This window comes from Virgibacillus sp. Bac330, assembly GCF_003667845.1.
GTDB classification, from domain to species: domain Bacteria; phylum Bacillota; class Bacilli; order Bacillales; family Amphibacillaceae; genus Virgibacillus; species Virgibacillus chiguensis.
In genome coordinates this window covers 277,999-295,834 of the sequence record NZ_CP033048.1, presented here as the reverse complement: position 1 = coordinate 295,834, position 17,836 = coordinate 277,999, and the positions used below count along the sequence as shown (strand labels likewise).

19 protein-coding genes and 2 pseudogenes are annotated in these 17,836 nt (G+C 37.3%); 14 read left to right on the top strand and 7 right to left on the bottom strand.

The features are described 5' to 3' along the window. Positions 1 to 87 precede the first annotated feature (87 nt). The 5 genes from trpD to trpA are packed head-to-tail and all read left to right on the top strand — an operon-like array spanning position 88 to position 4,493. Positions 88 to 1,116, top strand: coding sequence for an anthranilate phosphoribosyltransferase (trpD, locus tag D9780_RS01305; RefSeq protein ID WP_121638994.1), 1,029 nt, complete (start codon positions 88 to 90; stop codon positions 1,114 to 1,116). Then, positions 1,117 to 1,914 carry an indole-3-glycerol phosphate synthase TrpC gene (gene trpC, locus D9780_RS01300; RefSeq protein WP_121638993.1) on the top strand — a complete coding sequence of 266 codons (798 nt, stop codon included), beginning with the start codon at positions 1,117 to 1,119 and terminating at the stop codon, positions 1,912 to 1,914. Beyond that, entirely contained in the window at positions 1,904 to 2,536 is a 633-nt protein-coding gene (locus D9780_RS01295) for a phosphoribosylanthranilate isomerase (protein WP_121638992.1), read from the top strand. Before trpC ends, D9780_RS01295 begins: the two co-directional genes overlap by 11 nt. After that, positions 2,523 to 3,719, top strand: a complete 1,197-nt coding sequence (trpB, locus tag D9780_RS01290; protein ID WP_121638991.1) for a tryptophan synthase subunit beta — start codon at positions 2,523 to 2,525, stop codon at positions 3,717 to 3,719. Before D9780_RS01295 ends, trpB begins: the two co-directional genes overlap by 14 nt. Beyond that, on the top strand, positions 3,720 to 4,493 hold the full coding sequence (gene trpA, locus D9780_RS01285; RefSeq protein WP_121638990.1) for a tryptophan synthase subunit alpha: 774 nt from the start codon (positions 3,720 to 3,722) through the stop codon (positions 4,491 to 4,493). It abuts the gene before it with no gap. 176 nt (positions 4,494 to 4,669) lie between these two features. Here the strand turns inward: trpA and D9780_RS21280 are convergent, their stop codons facing one another. After that, the gene (locus D9780_RS21280) at positions 4,670 to 4,987 is read right to left on the bottom strand and encodes a hypothetical protein (RefSeq protein WP_205601110.1); all 318 of its coding nucleotides are present in this window, start codon (positions 4,985 to 4,987) and stop codon (positions 4,670 to 4,672) included. An 807-nt stretch (positions 4,988 to 5,794) separates the two neighbouring features. Here D9780_RS21280 and D9780_RS01275 point away from each other — a divergent pair. From D9780_RS01275 to D9780_RS01260, 4 genes are all read left to right on the top strand, one after another. Continuing rightward, the gene (locus D9780_RS01275; RefSeq protein WP_121638989.1) at positions 5,795 to 6,325 is read left to right on the top strand and encodes a CotY/CotZ family spore coat protein; all 531 of its coding nucleotides are present in this window, start codon (positions 5,795 to 5,797) and stop codon (positions 6,323 to 6,325) included. A 340-nt stretch (positions 6,326 to 6,665) separates the two neighbouring features. After that, entirely contained in the window at positions 6,666 to 6,980 is a 315-nt protein-coding gene (locus D9780_RS01270; RefSeq protein WP_121638988.1) for a hypothetical protein, read from the top strand. Positions 6,981 to 7,044: 64 nt separating this feature from the next. After that, the gene (locus D9780_RS01265) at positions 7,045 to 7,599 is read left to right on the top strand and encodes a CotY/CotZ family spore coat protein (protein WP_121638987.1); all 555 of its coding nucleotides are present in this window, start codon (positions 7,045 to 7,047) and stop codon (positions 7,597 to 7,599) included. A gap of 252 nt (positions 7,600 to 7,851) precedes the next feature. Continuing rightward, the gene (locus tag D9780_RS01260) at positions 7,852 to 8,199 is read left to right on the top strand and encodes a thioredoxin family protein (protein WP_121638986.1); all 348 of its coding nucleotides are present in this window, start codon (positions 7,852 to 7,854) and stop codon (positions 8,197 to 8,199) included. A 170-nt stretch (positions 8,200 to 8,369) separates the two neighbouring features. Here the strand turns inward: D9780_RS01260 and D9780_RS01255 are convergent, their stop codons facing one another. From D9780_RS01255 to D9780_RS01240, 4 genes are read right to left on the bottom strand one after another with little or no spacing between them, the layout of a single operon-like run. Beyond that, a complete protein-coding gene (locus tag D9780_RS01255) occupies positions 8,370 to 9,605 on the bottom strand; it encodes a hypothetical protein (RefSeq protein ID WP_162985756.1) in 1,236 nt (411 codons plus the stop codon). Positions 9,606 to 9,614: 9 nt separating this feature from the next. Next, positions 9,615 to 10,448, bottom strand: a complete 834-nt coding sequence (locus D9780_RS01250) for a hypothetical protein (protein ID WP_121638984.1) — start codon at positions 10,446 to 10,448, stop codon at positions 9,615 to 9,617. Then, the gene (locus D9780_RS01245) at positions 10,445 to 11,134 is read right to left on the bottom strand and encodes an ATP-binding cassette domain-containing protein (RefSeq protein ID WP_121638983.1); all 690 of its coding nucleotides are present in this window, start codon (positions 11,132 to 11,134) and stop codon (positions 10,445 to 10,447) included. Before D9780_RS01245 ends, D9780_RS01250 begins: the two co-directional genes overlap by 4 nt. Continuing rightward, positions 11,127 to 11,522 carry a GntR family transcriptional regulator gene (locus tag D9780_RS01240; protein ID WP_121638982.1) on the bottom strand — a complete coding sequence of 132 codons (396 nt, stop codon included), beginning with the start codon at positions 11,520 to 11,522 and terminating at the stop codon, positions 11,127 to 11,129. Before D9780_RS01240 ends, D9780_RS01245 begins: the two co-directional genes overlap by 8 nt. 935 nt (positions 11,523 to 12,457) lie before the next feature. On the opposite strand from D9780_RS01240, the pseudogene D9780_RS21330 reads away from it, so the two are divergent. Then, positions 12,458 to 12,568 (top strand): annotated as a pseudogene (locus tag D9780_RS21330) (exodeoxyribonuclease III); the annotation flags it as partial. 257 nt (positions 12,569 to 12,825) lie between these two features. Here the strand turns inward: D9780_RS21330 and D9780_RS01230 are convergent. Then, a complete protein-coding gene (locus D9780_RS01230) occupies positions 12,826 to 14,049 on the bottom strand; it encodes an ISL3 family transposase (protein ID WP_121638963.1) in 1,224 nt (407 codons plus the stop codon). Between the two features lie 76 nt (positions 14,050 to 14,125). Between D9780_RS01230 and D9780_RS01225 the strand changes: the two are divergent. Beyond that, positions 14,126 to 14,782 (top strand): annotated as a pseudogene (locus D9780_RS01225) (exodeoxyribonuclease III); the annotation flags it as partial. A 290-nt stretch (positions 14,783 to 15,072) separates the two neighbouring features. Continuing rightward, on the top strand, positions 15,073 to 15,465 hold the full coding sequence (locus tag D9780_RS01220) for a hypothetical protein (RefSeq protein WP_121638980.1): 393 nt from the start codon (positions 15,073 to 15,075) through the stop codon (positions 15,463 to 15,465). An 82-nt stretch (positions 15,466 to 15,547) separates the two neighbouring features. Here the strand turns inward: D9780_RS01220 and D9780_RS01215 are convergent, their stop codons facing one another. Then, positions 15,548 to 16,513, bottom strand: a complete 966-nt coding sequence (locus tag D9780_RS01215; RefSeq protein WP_121638979.1) for an MBL fold metallo-hydrolase — start codon at positions 16,511 to 16,513, stop codon at positions 15,548 to 15,550. A gap of 270 nt (positions 16,514 to 16,783) precedes the next feature. Here D9780_RS01215 and D9780_RS01210 point away from each other — a divergent pair, with 270 nt between their 5' ends. Both D9780_RS01210 and D9780_RS01205 read left to right on the top strand, forming a co-directional pair. After that, on the top strand, positions 16,784 to 17,227 hold the full coding sequence (locus D9780_RS01210; protein ID WP_121638978.1) for a DUF4183 domain-containing protein: 444 nt from the start codon (positions 16,784 to 16,786) through the stop codon (positions 17,225 to 17,227). A 186-nt stretch (positions 17,228 to 17,413) separates the two neighbouring features. Then, entirely contained in the window at positions 17,414 to 17,698 is a 285-nt protein-coding gene (locus D9780_RS01205) for a DUF4183 domain-containing protein (protein WP_121638977.1), read from the top strand. Positions 17,699 to 17,836: the final 138 nt, after the last annotated feature.

The following is a 17,836-nucleotide window of genomic DNA, read 5'->3' as shown; positions in this document are numbered from 1 at the left end:
TTCAAACGGTATCAGGAAGATTACAACAAGGGGATATTTCTGCTAGCCGTCCCTTCCTTATTTAAATACAAACGAGGTGAATGACGAATGAAAATGTATTTAGAGAAATTATTGCAAGGAAAGAATTTAACAATGGAAGAAATGAAAACCGCTACGCTTTCGTGTTTACACAATAATGTTACAGAATCGCAAATAGCCGCACTGCTTACTGCTTTGCAAGTAAAAGGGGAAACTGCTGAAGAAGTAAGTGGACTTGTCGAAGTAATTCGTGCTCAGTCCCCTTTTCATATCGAACTGAAAAAATCCGTACTGGACAACTGCGGAACTGGAGGCGATATGTCCGGAAGTTTTAACATAAGCACTACATCAGCTTTTGTAATTGCTGGTGCTGGAGTTACTGTTGCTAAACATGGAAATCGTAGTATCTCTAGTAGAACAGGGAGCGCAGACGTTTTAGAGCACTTAGGCATCTCATTGTTTTTTTCTAAAGCACAGATTGAAGAAACGTTGACGCAAAATAATATCGCCTTTCTCTTTGCCCCTCATGTACACCAGAGGCTAAAACCTTTTGTAAAAGTACGGAAAAATCTTGGCTTACCGACCATTTTTAATGTAATCGGGCCGTTAACCAATCCCGTAGAGTTAGATTCGCAATTGATTGGCGTCTATCACAGCGGAAAATTGGAAGTTGTCGCCCAAGCCCTTAAACATTTAGGTAGACAACGAGCACTCGTTGTTAATGGAGCTGGTGGGATGGATGAAGCTTCACTCGCTGGGGAAAACCGGTTCATTTTACTTGATAATAACAAGTTAACCCCCTTTACCCTTCATCCACATGATATAGGTTTACCTATCTATCCAAATGATGCGATTAAAGGAGGAGATGCCAAAGAAAATGCCTGCATTACACAACGTGTTTTACAAGGTGAGCCCGGTGCTTATATGGATACTGTTCTGTTAAATGCTGGATTAGCACTATTTGCTCATGGAAAAGCGGCAACCATTATGTCAGGCATCGAATTGGCTAGAAAAAGCATTCTGTCAGGTAAAGCATTAGCAGCATTAAACGACTTAATCTCTATAAGTAAAAAAACTTCAAGTAGCGAGGTGGTTTAAATGACGATATTACAAACGATTATCGTACAAAAGCAACAAGAAGTAGATTCCCTCTTGCAAAAAAAACAGCCGACATTTAAAACAACCAAGCAGCCAATTCCCTTTAAGCAGCGTGTGAGCAAAGCGAGAGATTTACAAATTATTGCGGAAATCAAGCGAGCTTCTCCTTCCAAAGGAGATATTCATACAGACGTTAACCCTGTTGAACAAGCTAAACAATATGCACTACATGGCGCTGCTGCCATTTCAGTACTCACGGATGCATCTTTTTTTAAAGGCTCTATGCAAGATTTAGCTGATGTGGCAAACGCAGTAGATTTGCCTGTCTTATGTAAAGATTTTATTATTCATCCTGTGCAAATTGACCAAGCCAAAGCAGCTGGGGCTTCCATTATTTTATTGATCGTAGCTGCGTTATCCAAACAACAGCTAAAGCATCTCTATCACTATGCAATTGATCATCATTTGGAAGTTATTTGTGAAGTGCACAACCTTAACGAACTTCAAACAGCTCTTGAATTAAATCCAGAAATGATCGGTATTAATAATCGAAACTTAAAGACGTTTGCAGTGTCGATGCAGACGACGGAAAAACTCGCAAAACATCTAAATAAAGAAGAGGTATTATTCATTAGCGAAAGCGGTATTCACACCAGAAACGATGCTTATGCGGCGAGCAAATCCGGAGCGGAAGCTTTACTTGTAGGAGAAACACTGATGCGTTCCAAAAACATCTCCAAAACATTCCAACAATTACAAGTAATGAAGCAAAAGAGGAGGAAGCATCATGCTCGTTAAGATATGTGGCATTCAATCTATAGAAGCTGCACAAGCTTCTGTTCTAGCAGGAGCCGATCTATTAGGATTTGTATTTGCTCCTAGTAAACGAAAAGTAACTCCTGAGCAAGCAGCTTCCATTGTTCAAACGATACCCCGTTCCGTAAAAATTGTTGGGGTGTTCGTCAATGAAAGGGTGACAGCAGTAAATGCGATTATAGCACAAGTTCCACTTGATTATGTTCAATTACATGGGCAAGAGACTGCAAGCGTTGCTTATCAATTACATGCGCCCATTATTAAAGCTTACTCGATTGATAAGTTGGAAAAGACGAAGCAAAAAGAGCTGACAAATTACCCTTATGATTATTTATTGATCGATAGCCCGTCAGAGCAATATGCAGGCGGAAGTGGGCGCCCATTTAAATGGAGCAAGCTAAAAACGAAACAAATCCCCTCAGAAAGATTAATAATTGCTGGGGGACTGACATCAACAAATGTAAACCAAGCCATTGCAACGTTAAATCCTTCAGGAGTGGATGTATCAAGTGGTGTAGAAACAAATGGAAAAAAAGACTCTCAAAAAATAATTCAGTTTATAACGCAAGCGAAAGGAATGGTAAAGGACAATGAAAAGCTATAGAATGCCTAATCACAACGGAAAATATGGAGACTTTGGCGGTAGATTTGTACCAGAAACATTAATGCCTGCTTTATTAGATTTAGAAACCGCCTACGAAGAAGCAATGAAAGATCCTACATTTACGAACGAATTAAATGGTTATTTACATCATTTTGTTGGTAGAGAAACGCCCCTTTACTTTGCTAACAATTTAACGCAAATTCTCGGAGGACCAAAGATTTATTTAAAACGCGAAGATTTAAACCATACAGGTGCCCATAAGATTAACAATACCATCGGACAAGCACTACTTGCCCAACGAATGGGAAAAAGAAAAATGGTGGCAGAAACAGGTGCTGGTCAGCATGGTGTTGCTACAGCTACCGTTTGTGCGCTACTCGGATTACAATGTGTTGTCTTTATGGGTGCAGAAGATATACGTAGACAAAAGCTCAACGTCTTTCGCATGGAACTACTAGGCGCAGAGGTGCGAAGCGTCAATGATGGAAGTGCAACATTAAAAGATGCAGTAAATGAAGCTTTACGCTATTGGGTTGCTCACGTAGAGGATACACATTACATCCTCGGATCTGTGGTGGGTCCTCACCCATTCCCAAAAATTGTTCGTGATTTCCAATCTGTCATCGGTAAAGAAACGAAACAACAGATGTTAGTGAGTCATGGTCAATTGCCAGATGCCATTGTGGCTTGTGTAGGTGGGGGGAGTAATGCCATGGGGATGTTTTACCCTTTTATAGAAGAACACCAAGTAAAACTTTATGGCGTTGAAGCTGGTGGCGTCGGACTAAATACGAACCAGCACGCATCCGTGTTTCATCACCCTACACCAGGTGTCCTTCATGGAACATTAACAAACTTACTTCAAGATGAACATGGCCAAATTCAAGAGGCTTGCTCGATTTCTGCCGGTCTAGATTATCCTGGTGTTGGGCCTGAACATAGCCACTTACACGCCATGAAGCGCGTAAATTATCAATCCATAACTGATGAAGAAGCCGTCACCGCTTTTCAGCAACTATCTCAAACAGAAGGAATAATTCCTGCCCTGGAAAGCGCGCATGCTGTAGCTTATGTAAAAAAGTTGGCTAAGGAAATGGAGCCTAATCAATCGATTGTAATATGCCTATCAGGTCGTGGAGATAAAGATGTTGAACAAGTCAAACAGATATTGGAGGGAAAGTAAATGGGTAAAGAAAAACTAACTAATTCGCTACAGCAACAAAAAGAAAAAGGTTCTAATTTATTTGTTCCTTATATAATGGCTGGTGATGGTGGCTTAGAAAAATTAAACGAACATGTCTTATTTTTACAAGACTGTGGTGTAGCAGCCATTGAAGTTGGCATTCCTTTCTCCGACCCTGTAGCAGATGGTCCAACTATTCAAAATGCTGGAAAACGTGCATTAAAACATGGCACAACATTAGCTAATTGCTTGCACACACTTGCGTCGTTTAAAGATAAACGTGATGTACCTATTATCGTAATGACGTATGTAAACCCCATTTTTTCTTTTGGAATAGAGCAGTTCGCAGCAACTTGTTTTCAATCTGGTATAGATGGCGTCATTATTCCTGATCTTCCTTTAGAAGAAGAAAGTTTACTAGCAGACGTATTGCAACAATATGATATCACATTTATCCGCCTCGTTTCATTAACTAGTCCGAAAGAAAGAGTAAAGGCAATAATGAACCGAGCAGAAGGATTTCTTTATGCAGTTACCGTGAAAGGTACGACAGGCGTACGCACATCTTTTGCAAACGAAGTAAATGCTTATTTACAACAACTAAAAAGCCAAAGTGATGTCCCCGTTTTGGCTGGATTTGGCATCTCCACAAGCGAACAAGCAAAAGCATTATCTTCCTATTGTGATGGTGTTGTTGTTGGTAGTAAAATTGTCGATTTATTTCACGAAAATAAACCAGAAGAGATTAGAGAGTTTATCCTCAAAAGTACGTAAATTTTAAAACGAAGCAGTTAAACTTAGCTGCTTCGTCTTTATCTTTATGTAAAATGAAAGTGATATTGGAAATAATATATATTCGTATACAAGCACAAATAAACGATAACTACATATCATGTAATAAACCACATTTATCAGGGGCCTATTTAGCCCCTGATAGAATCATGAACTATTTACTCAGAGGAATTGTCAAGTTCTTTTAGCATGCTGACAATTTCTCTGGTAGCATCTTTATCAATTACAACATTATCTTTATAATCGTTGAGGAAGTTTAACAAAATCACAATAGCTGCAATCGATAATGCATTTGCCTCATTTTTCACGATAACATTTGGATTTCCAATGTGTTCAAATTTTGTCCGATCACTTTGTGCCTGCCCTTGATACTGATCTTGATATTGATCTTGTGCCTGCCCTTGATACTGATCTTGGTACTGATCTTGGTTCTGGTATTGCTTTTGCTTCTGAAGTTGAAATAGAATATCCTTCAAAATCACCTCTAAGCGTCGGAAGTCTTCTCTTCTATCAAAGTCATGATGTCTTGAATTACAATTCATTTTCTCATCTCTCCTTTCTTTGTTTACAGTAGTAATATATGAATCTTAATTGACTGTGGTAGGGTATTCGTCTTTTTAGCATGGAATTGATAAAACTGAATACCAAAATTAAACAATATGTGCTAGTGTGGCAAATCGTATGAGATACATAGATTCTTTCAATAACATTAAATACTCCCCTCGTATGGAAGTATTAAACATTTCACTGCTACTTCCTCTTTTGAGCACATGACGTTAGAAAACTTTTATCACCAAATTTTTATGACAACATGCATCATTTTGCTTTTACAAAATTAATTTACTTTCCTATAAAGAAAAAAAGACATTAGCCCGACTTCATGTCGAACTAATGCCCAGTGGAACTGTCTAGCATATGGGTAGCGCTATTACAGTTATATCTTAGAGGAAAACTTTTCATGGGAAAATCAATACAAGCTTGTATGATTTATACTATGGTATGCTTTTACATTTAAACAGAAACGGCACTTTACTTACAGCGTGTATACATTTTTTTAGTCTAGTAAATCAATCTTGCTTCTTCCATATGCGCATTCCTTTATTATAGGGTAATTGCATGATTTTTTTAAAAATACACAATAATACAAGCTACATGAAAATAAATACATAAGTTATACTATAGCATTTCTTATAAACTTCACCGTATTATTGCAGATAATAAATAACAAAAAATAGTGTGAAGTTATCATGCTTATACAATTAAAGTAAGCGAGGTGAAAAGAGATGGGGTGCTCTAACCAAAATAATATCTACTCGACCAAACATCGAGAACATTGTGTATGCGATATAGTTCAACGCATTGTTTATGCACAAGACAAAGCAAACAAGGACAATTGTGATACGAGCTGTTACACATCGCTTCAACAATTAAGCCACAATAAGCCTTTCCATGTGCATACAACGATTCCATTTTTACTTTATTGCCGCAACAGTTGCAAGCCGTTTATTGGAAAAGGATTTATGACAAAGTATGATGACCATTGTTACGAAAAATCCTTCAAAGAAATTGAATCACCATTTTTTCGGGCAAAAAAATTCTTAAGAGGAAGTAAATGTTGTGTTCGTTTAGAACTTTTATTACCAATCAAAGATAAAAAGTCCTCGCAACCTTGTGATAACTGTTCTTATTGTGATGATCACAGTAATAAGAATATAACGGATTTCATAGCTACTGGAGTTTGTTTAACAGTGGATCTTAATCAATTTATTGGTATAACCTGCCTTGATCCAATAACTCCAATCCCTCCTAAGTAAAATTGTATGCAGTAGAGGGTGTTGTTCCACCTCCTACTGCATATAAATAACGCAAAATCCTATATCTACAAGCCCCTTTAAATTTATTGCAATTTAGTCCTAGTAATCAATACATGTATAGCCTAAGTTATATAAGTGGAAGTATAAACTATTTTGTATAAATGGGAAATGCACACATTAAAATATACAAAATTCACATGAAGAAGTGGGCGTGATACGCTCGTTTTTGCGTCCGCAATAGCTTTATTCTTTAAAAGTGTCTCCATCGCCAATTCATCATGCCCGCATCCACAAGGAATTTGAATTTACTCTAAATTTCAGAACAAATTATTCGGAGCCCTTGTTAACAGAAAATTCGTTAGAACCTGCTCGAGCAACCCAACTCGAAAACGATGCTGACCAACCTGTAATACAAACCGTTCAATTCAACGTTACAACACCTATTTTACATTTTAATGATGTCCTTATAGAGTCTTCCAAAATTTATGCACAACAAAATGGACTTACATTTATAAGACTGGCTGACAACATTCAATTTGTTAGTACATTGATCACTTGTTTAACAAGTGTAACATGTAAACAATCCAGCCTTAAATGGTATTGGAAGACAAGACTAGAAATTAATTTTCTCATTTCTATTCAAAATAGACAATGAAACAGCCGGGTTACAGTTAAAAGAATACACTGTATGGAAAGTCTTATTTAAAGGAGAGAAAACCATGCACTGTAATCACATAGAGAATGACTGTGTATGTGATGTTGTCAGAAGAATTGTTGTAGCGCAAAATAAAGTAGCACCTGATAGTGAATGCTGTAACACAAGTTGTGAAGATTCTATTGAAAAACTCCTAAGCCCAAATAGCACTACAAGTCCACAGCCCACAACTATTCCTATTATGCTTTATTGTACGTCAACTTGTGACCCATTCGTTGGAAAAGGAATAAAAAAATCGTATGCTGATTGTAATAACGGATACTTTTTCCCTGTCGAATCTTATGTTTTTCGAGCTAAGGATTTTGTTGAAGGTAGTTATTGCTGTGCAGTATTAGAAATTTTATCTCCATATTATGGAGATCACAGCTCTTGTAGTAACAAACCAAAAATTTATAAGCATACAAAACATCCGTCAGATTCTCCTTATGACAAATGGATGAAAGATAATAAAAAGAAAAGCATTAAAAATTTCGTAGCTACAGGCGTTTGCTTAACTGTTAATTTAAATAAATTTATCGGTGTAGCTTGTCTGGATCCAATTACTCCTATGAAAATGTAGGTGAATAAAACAAGCAAATACTCTCTATCTCTAACTATTAGTTAATTTCTCATGCCCTTTTTCTAGCATTTTAAGCAAAACGATACTTTATCCCTTAATCTTGTGGGAAAAGCCTTTAACAAGTTGTAATTTCCACCTAATCTATCATGGAAACCCTTAAAAACTACCTTAACCTTATTATCATAAACACGGTAGTTTTCTCAACATGATATATTTACCATATGTGATATGCTATAGGTAGGAGGGAAAAAGATGACCAACAACCACTTTACTATATTAGCTAATTTGCCTGATATTGATACGTTTATCGAACAAAACAAGCTCGCTTTTCTATATATTTCCCGCGAAGGCTGTAGTGTGTGTCACGGATTATTACCACAAGTTGAGGCGTTAATGGAGGATTACCCAGAAATTGCTACAGCGCATATCAAAGCCGAACAAGTGGAAGAAGTCGCTGGGAGATTCTCCGTATTTACTGTTCCTGTACTCTTACTTTTCGTGGAAGGAAAAGAATATTTGCGTGAAGCGAGAATTGTGCATATGGATTTATTTCAGGAAAAACTGGAACAAATTTATAGCCATGTGGTTGGCGCTAATTAAAGCACCAACCACCTCTACAATGACCACTTCTCCGCATAAAGTCACTTTGTTGAACGAACTTGCTTGTATAATATAAACCCATGTTCTGTTTAGTTGACCTTCATTCTTCTATTCTTGAAATGGGAGTCTTGCAGCATTTTAGAGGCTAGTTCCCCTTCTTTTTTCAACACTCATTGCTCATTTTCATACATACTTTCTATCATAAATAATGCATTTTTTGCCGCCTTATTTTTCGGGGTTAATTCTCCTTCATAACGTAAAGCCTTATCTTTTAGATCAATAACATACATTAGTGGCGGGTTACCTGATATATGTGAGGAATTGCTCTCTCCCTCCTTGGAGCTGTTCATATCATACAAGAGGTACAGCTTATCATGAATGATTTTCGTATACTTCATCATGTTGACATCGATAGCATCGGAAATGGCAACTTCAATTGGATCGCCCATTTGTTGTTCGGCGAATAGATAAGGTGTCACGCTTAGTTTGCCTTTCTGTTCGTGAAGAAAATAGAACGTTTCATCTCCCATATGAGCGACCACTTCTTGTTCGAGCATTTTTTTCGGCACATCAACCGACCATTCTTCCTGTTTTTCTATGTCAAATAACTGAAGCTGTTTTTTCTCGTCATCCTCGTCGAATTCACTCACCATAACAGCTATATATTTACTTGCCTGAAGTTCATCTGTATCATGCAATAAAGTTACTTCTCTACCTCCTGCCGAGCTTTCTTCCTTGTCGGAAAATAACCTTTGTTCACTCATTAATTTTTCATTTGTAAGATCGATCGTGTATAACCGCATTTCACTTTGACTTTCATCATCTATTAACATGCCATTTTGTGCAAGAACATAGAGCTTATCTCCCAAGACAGTTACCTCTCCCACATCCACGTAATTATACTGATCTTGATTGGGCAATTTGATGGAGAAAGAGGTTGTTTTATCGTCCCGCTTCGATAATGTTTCCACTTCTAAGGCAAAGTTGCTTTGTACAAATCGACTACTATCCCATTCCGAAGTTATATCAGCATATGCCAACAACTGTTCATTTTCATAAAAGTTATACGCATTTTCTGTCTTTCCACGCATAAACCCGCGATATTCCTGTTGTAACTGTTTGATTTTCAAATTATCCATTGCACCATTTAGTGTTTCTAAAAAGCTAAGTTGGCTTGCGTACTTACTTTTTTCTCCAGCAATCTGAATTGTTTCTTCAATATAGCTACCATCCTGGATATAAGCTTGCACCAATACATCTTCTAATACGTCATCATTTCCCTTCTGTTTTTTCCAAGTATATTCCGGTAGTTCTTTTTCAGCAAATGTATCATGCAAGTAAAAAAATCCAATGCCAAAAACAAGTAGGCAAGCAATAAACATAAGTTTCCAATACCGTTCCATCATTTTTCCTCCTCACACCGTAATTTTCTTCGTTAATAAATAGTGGCTTAGGAATACGGAGCTTGCCGTTACTATTATTCCTAAAATGATTTGCAAAAAGAGCCATTCTAATGGGTATAAAGGCAGTACGTTCCATACCTTGTTTAGGATAATGAGCGACATAAACATTGCTGTTGCAACGACTACATACCCGATTGCAAATAGCAACCCCTTCCAGCGATAACTTCGTTCGATAAGAATGGCCGTAAAAAAGACGAAGACAAACATTATTCCAGTACCGTAGTTTAGTAGAAACTCCATAAAAGTTGCTGGTAATATCATATATAAATGCATAGCAGTAAAACTTACTTCTGATACCCCCATCGTTTGCATAAATTCATTTGGGACCATCCATTCCAAAACAATGCCTGCGATATAGATAAGAAACGCTTGTAAAGCAAATAAGCCAAGCACCATCATGAAGATCGTTGTCGCTTTCGCAAAAAACAAATGGATTCTTTGCGTTGGAAGCATCAATAAGCGATAAATAAAGGTGTTTTTCCCCAACCAATCTCTGTACCATATGAGAAACATGTAAATTAGCAATGTAACAGCACAAACTGCTATCGGGGCTAAAAAAAACTTCGAGTTTGCCCAGTCTGCCAAGCTTATCATCCCCTGCTGTTCTATAAATGCTTGTTTTGATAACCCTTCTTGATAAATCATTTTATTTGCCTCGTTCATGTACTCCTTAGATACAACGATCACACCAATTATTTGAGAAACTATCGTCAATCCAATAAGTACGAGATAAAATGTAAAAAATCTGCCCAGTTCAAATTCCGTTAAGCGAAAATAGCTTTTCATCCTTGATACTCCTCTCTCATCACATCAATAACCGATTTCCCTTCTGTCTCCCGAACTTCTTCCGTATAGAATTGCTTTTTCACAACACCTTCATCAAGCAAAATAACTTTATCAATTAAATGCTCGATATCACCAATTTCATGGGTGGTAATTATGACACCACGGTCTTCGATTAAATGACTCGTAAACACGTTCGCAATTTGTTCTCTACTAAACATATCAATCCCTGAAAAAGGTTCATCCATGAGAATATAATCGACATCAAGTGCAAGTCCTAACAGTAAATTTGCTTTTGCTGTATTTCCTTTGGATAAAGAAGCTATCTTATCTTCTGGGTTCAATTTAAAAAAGGATAATAACTCCTGAGCTCGTTTTTCATTCCAAGTCGTATAATAATCTTTCATAAATTGCATCGATTCCGTAATCGTCATTTGTGGAAGTACCGTAATCGCATCAGGGATAAAGGTAATCTGATTAAACGTTTCTGGCTTTAGTTTTTCACCATCAATCAAGATTTCTCCTTGCTTTATCGGTGTCAAAGCCATGATCGCATTTAAGATTGTTGTCTTTCCGACGCCATTAATACCAATTAAGCACGTTATTTCCCCTTTTTCAGCCGTAAAGGATACACCTTTTAGCACTTGTTTACGACCAAATTTTTTCGTTATGTTGTTCACTTCAATCATGATCCTCTTCCCCCTTATCCGCATTTACTTGCTCATACTTTTGCTTTACAATGGTAATGATTTCATCAAACGGCACTTGTACAGATTGAACAGTTGTAACAAATTGATCCACCGCATCCATAATTAACTCTTCTCGCACAGCTTGAAGCACTTGTTCATTTCGTGTTATCTTACTTGGCAAATTTCGTTCTGTATAAATCAAGCCTTGCTCCTCCATTTCCTTATAGGCGCGTTGCACCGTATTGGGGTTGATTTTTAACTCGCCTGCCAACTCTCGACGTGAAGGGATTTCCTGACCCGGTTCTAGCATATTCTTCGCAATCTGCTGCTTAAAATGACGAACCACTTGCACATAAACAGGCTCTCTGCGATTAAAATTAATTTTCATAGCAACAGCTCCTCATTTCATCTTAGTGTATTATGTTATTAATACACTATAAACAAAAAAATAGTTGTATCTTGAATCGCCTAGAATAATCTACATTTTCCCAGATTTCCTTAAGGTTCCCTTTACTTTTACCTACAAAACGCTACATAGGATATCTACATTAGAACGAACATTCCTTCGTTTCATAAAATATAATAATATTTCTTCATTGCCCTCATTTGTCTACTACCACTTGTTCATTTTAGCCCATACACAATCACAACTGTATGAACCATATAATACAGTACTAAAGTGTATTATATGGTTCATACAGTTTTTTGTCAATGCCTTCTCTTTATATAAAATGAAAGTTTAACGTTTTTAGCCAAGAAGTCTCCATCTTCAATCGTGTGAAGAGTGAAATCCCAGCGGTAAGGTGGAGATGAATTGGCTTTCGGTCAAGTACGTCTTTAGACGTGCTAATTGACCGAACGCATGTTACCATAAGAGCATGAAGTGTTCTTTGAAAACTGGATATATGAGGTTGCATGGAGAAACTAATAATGCGAAAACCAAGCGAATCCTTCCATGCGTAAAATATCCAAGGTACGAAAGAAACTCCGATTCGTCGGACATCTAGGGCAGGAACTTCCCGAAGTAACGCTCATGGAGACGAAAGGTTGCTTTCGTCGTGGAAATGAGAAGCTCCCACTTCAAGCGAAGCTAAGTGGGGAGTAGTTCACTTAAACGTCTACCTCATTTACACCATTGCATTTCTAGTAATTTGTTTTGTTTATGCTACAATAATTTTGTATTTTCATTTCTTATGAAACATAAAAAAACAGTATTAGGCTAATTGATCTTTAGAAAAACTTGACTTATTACATCTTTATTGCGGTAGTTGCAAGTTTTTTAGTATCACAACTCTCCTAAAATGCAGAAAGGAATTAAAATATATGAAACTTGTATCTTGGAATGTAAACGGACTAAGAGCATGTATCCGCAAAGGCTTTCTGGACTATTTTCATAGCGTAGATGCTGATATTTTCTGTGTACAGGAAATAAAAGGCTCTTCGCTAAATACGATGAAATAGCATAAAACACAGTTTAATAGCTTCTATAAAATCTATGAAAAAACCAAATCAAAACCGGACAAGGGAACGGATTTAATTGCTTCGCTCCACAATCACCACCTGATACAAGTCCAATTAAGCAACATCTTATTCGATGTATAATTTTCTTTCTAGGTGGTATCCTAAGTATTGGACAAGGGAACGGGTTTGGTTGCGAGCGACACATGACTCCATACTGATACCTGTTCTTTTTATTTGATGGAAAAGTCTAGTTTCCCAGCAAGAAGATACACCATAGCTACAATATTTTTATCAGACCGGTACCCTCTTGCCTTTCGTTTAGCCGTCTGGAACAAGCTGTTAATACCCTCTAAAATACCATTATTTAATTGCGATTGAAACCATTGAACTACACCATCAAAATGCTTTTTTAACGTCTTTGCCAGCTTTATCATTGGTTCTAGTCGAGATCGTAATCCCCATTGTATCCAGTCTTCCAATACCATAGGAGCGATGGGAGCAGGGTATTGATAAATTTCTTGCAAACAAAGTCGCATACGATAAGCTTTGGCAGTATCTAATTCTGTATCTTTCAGTTTATCCAGCATGGCTTTTTGTTTCTTCGTTAAATTTTCTTCATTTTTCAACCAAGCATAACGGGTATTTTTGAGCTCAGCACATGTCTTACGCTCGTTGCGACGAACTTCGTCTACAGCTTTGTTAGCCTCTTGAATCACATGAAATTTATCAAAAGTGATAGAGGCTTCCGGAAAATAGTCAGAGGCGCCTTTAATAAAAGCAGGTGACATATCCATGCAGACTTCTGTTATATTTTTCGCATGACCACCTTGTTCTTCTAGGCGTTCTTTACACGTTTTCCATGTAGCAGCATCTTTTCCTTTGGCAACATGAATGACATTCTTTTTATCTGAGTCCACAAATATAGTAATATATTGGTGCCCGCGCTTTGATGACGTTTCATCCGTATTAATCTTAGTAACATGAGAAAGGTCTTGATGAGCCATAGCTTGATCTACATAATGATGTAATATTCGCCATAAACGTGTATCGTGCTCCCCCACTAAGCGACTTACTGCATTCATTGGCATGTCTTTAACAAGCATCATAATCCACGCATCAAATAGCTTTGTAAAAGAAGCTCGTGGTTTTATAGCCCAAGGGATAGAAACACGACGCTTTTTTCCGCAGTTTTCACAATCTGTACGTGGGTGTTCTGCATGAATATAGCATGGGTATTCTAAAAAGTTTAAATGACGCCATGTCCGGTTGTAATCAGCAATATCAAAAAAACGTTGATTTTTAGCCCCGCACTCCGAACATGAAAATAAAGCATCTCTATCTACTTTTAAATAGACATCTAGCTGTTGCTTTATTTCATCAAATATACAGACATGGATATACCAAGGTTCTGGAATATGGAACACATTTTCAATATCCTTAATTTCTATTAACATATGAAAACCACCTAACATTTTATTTTGATAGTTTTCAGTATGTCCAACCTTATTTCATTTTAATCAGCGAAGGGGCGAAATAAAATTACAAGCAGGACAACTTGATTTACCATTAGAAGGCTACTACCAATATTGGAACTACGCTGTCCGAAAAGGGTATTCTGGTACCGCTGTATTCACGAAACAAAAACCATTGACTGTCTCCTATGGCGTTGGTGACGCGGTTGCCGAAGTGGAAGGACGCATTATTACATTAGAATATGAAGATTTTTACCTCGTCAATGTCTATACTCCAAATGCGAAGCGAGATCTCTCTCGCCTAGACTACCGCTTACAGTGGGAAGAACAACTTTATGCTTATTTAGTAGAGTTAGATGAGAAAAAGCCCGTCATTTATTGTGGCGACTTAAATGTTGCCCATCAAGAAATTGATATTCATAATTATAAATCAAATGAGGGGAATTCCGGTGTCACCTTAGAAGAACGGGCAAAGATGTCGCGGCTATTAGACGACCGTTTTATTGATACGTTGCGTTACTTTCAGCCAAATACAGAGGGATTATACACGTGGTGGTCCTATATGAAAACCGTTCGGGAACGTAATATTGGTTGGCGAATTGATTATTTCCTAGTTTCCAATCGTTTAAAAGAACAATTAATACATGCAGAAATCGATTCAGAAGTATACGGTAGCGATCACTGTCCCATTCAGCTGGAACTGAAACAAGCTTAAAGGAACAGTAAACTCTGATTCGTTAGAAAATATAAAAACAAGTCTGCACCATACTTTTCATAGAAGATTCTATCTGCGAGAATCATAGTCATAAGAGGGTTCTTATACGATGAACTTTAATATTTCATGCTTTTTCCGATAGCACAAAAAGCAAAAAAAAGTAGCGTTGTTTACTTTCAGTGAAAATAAAAGAAAATCCATTTATTCATACTCCGTTCATAAAACTATGGTAGGATAAAGTGAAACAATCTATGACTTGATGAAATTGGGAGAAAAAGGGGTGCTATGGATTGAATACGTACAGTAAAACATTACTGCGATTTTCGGCTATTTTTGCTGTAATAGGAGCGTTTATTGGTTCACATATGGCAGGTGCGGGGGGATATGAATTTCGTACCGTTCATGCACATATTCTTCTCGTCGGCTGGCTTACTTTATTTGCTTGGGCGGTTTATTATAAAATTTTCATGCCTGCTAACAAAAAACTTGCAGCACTTCACGTATGGACAGCGATTATCGGTGCCATCGGTTTAACAGCTGGCATGTGGCTTTACTATTTACGTCCGTTTAACTTCAATGAAACAGTAATAACGATATTATTTATCGTGGGAGGTACCATTTTACTTATTAGCTTTGCGATTTTCCTTATTCTCACTTTCTTAAAAACAGAAGATGAGACATAAGGATTAAAAAAGCTTGGCTTAACCACATCGTTCTGGCGTAAACCTTAACTTTCATGCTGTTTAGTGAGATAAAGCCTGTTTCCTAGTGAACAGGCTGCTTATTTTTTTCTTGCTTTTGAAAATAATCAATGATACCTAGCGCACAAATTTGCATATCAACATTCAAAATGATGTATGTCTCATGGTCATCAGGAATTCCTTTCGCCCGCAGCTCCACGCGAATTGCCTCTAGCATCCGTTCAGCAAGTTTATCATAACCTACCCCTTCTGCATATGCATTTTCCGCAATTTCCATGAACGTGTTTAGCCATGTAAAAACTTGTTGTAATGCTTCATTGGGTTGTTCGGTCATACCAAAATGCCCATAGTAAATCCGATCTAATTGTAACTTTTCAATGCGCTCCCACGATTGACGTAATTCATTTGGATCAAATTGATTGGGAGAAGTCGATGGTAAGAAAAATGGCACACCTTGGTCGTCTAATAACTGATACCGAACCCCAGTAGTATCACCGGTAAATAAACCATTACTCATCGGATCATAGATACTAAAATGATGTCGTGCATGTCCTGGTGTATGTAAAAATTGCAATGTACAGTTTTTGCCGATGGTTAGTGTATCCCCATCTTCTTTTTCAATCATTCGTTCTTCTGGAATTGGCACAATGGGATCATATAAATCCGAAAAACTATCACCATACACAGCCCTAGCTCCTGCCGCAAGCTTTCTCGGATCAGCTAAATGCCGTTTCCCCCGTGGATGGATAACTACTGTCGCATTTGGACAAGATTTCAGCAATAACCCAGCTCCTCCTGCATGGTCTAAATGCACATGTGTGACAATAATGTATTTTACTGCATCTAATAAAAATCCTAATTTTTCTAACCCCGCTTTGATATGCTTAATAGACGGGCTAGGCCCCGTTTCGATAATGGTTAATTCATCCTCAACAAGAACATAAGCTCCTGTGCGATATGGTATGTTAAAATCGAAACCATCAATAAGATAAATACGATCATCTAAGCAAATAGGGTCTTTCGTTTGCATGTCGTAACCTCCCTAAAAAAAAGATTCATTTATTCTATCATAGCATAGGCCAGGATAGAGAGCTAAATAGCCGTTTCAATAACTATTTGTTAGAAACAACTTAGCTATACGTCAAGTCTTTAGGGGAATAAAACGCCTTCGCTTTGCTTATACTATACTGCTTAAAATTTTATTCTCCTATAGTGCAAAATAAAAACCCCTTTTAACCTCACTTGAATAAGATGATAAAAGAAAAATAGTGCATTCTTTATATACAAGGGAGGAGAAAAAATGATAATCAAAAAATCAAAACAAAAGTGTACTTCTCATTATCGTCATGATAACTGTAAATGTTGCAGAAAGAGACCGTCGCCTTGCAGTTGCTGTGATCAAGACATTAAAATTATTAACAATATTAACTGCTGTCCTCCTATTCCGCCCACACCACTTCCTCCATCTCAAGTTTTAAACGCAGAGACTTCCCAATACACAGCACTATCAGGTGGTGTAAAGACAGTATATACGAATCAAGATAAGGAGCCACAGTTTAGCACTTCAGATATTTTAAATCCCAACGATGTAACTTATATCAATTTATATATCAATGGCATTTTACAACCTAATTCCATCTATCATGTTCAAGCAGGAAAGCTCACACTGCTTGTAGGTCCAAATGAAGTGCCAAGAAATGGGGTACCGATTATTTTACAATTTATTAAGATTTTTCCTAGTTAGTCAATAAAAATGCTATTAAAGTATGTATAACCATTTTCACAATGATTCTTTTTCAATAAGCTAAACGTCGCTTCAAAAAAAGCACGAAAGCATATTGTATGTAGCAGGGAGTAACTCTGGAAATCTTCTTTATGTGACAAATAAAGACATGAAATATAGTATTCCCTAAAAACAGGAGGGATCAAGATGGCAATTGTTAAACAGTTTATGGGCGCAGAAAGGTTTGTTGCAACCATTGGGGATGGTACAGGTACTGGCGCAGGGTTTAATATTCTTGCAACAGATTTCACGGATGATACAGGCGCGGCAGCTACAGCATTTCCAACTGCACCAGCATACTACAATCTATACCTTAACGGCGTTCTTCAAACAGCTGACACTTCATCACTAACCACAACTGAAATAACGATTCCAGATGGTGATACACTTAACTCTGGAGTTCCAGTAATTGTCGAATGCGTTGTAAACTAAGCCCTAAAAGGGAAAAAAAGATAGACTATAAGAAGTACAGCTTAGAAAAATTGCGGCTATCGCCAAGTCATTATGGCGATAGCCCTAGTTTTGCTTATACGATAATCCATAAAATCTGAACTTTCATTTTGCATTGTT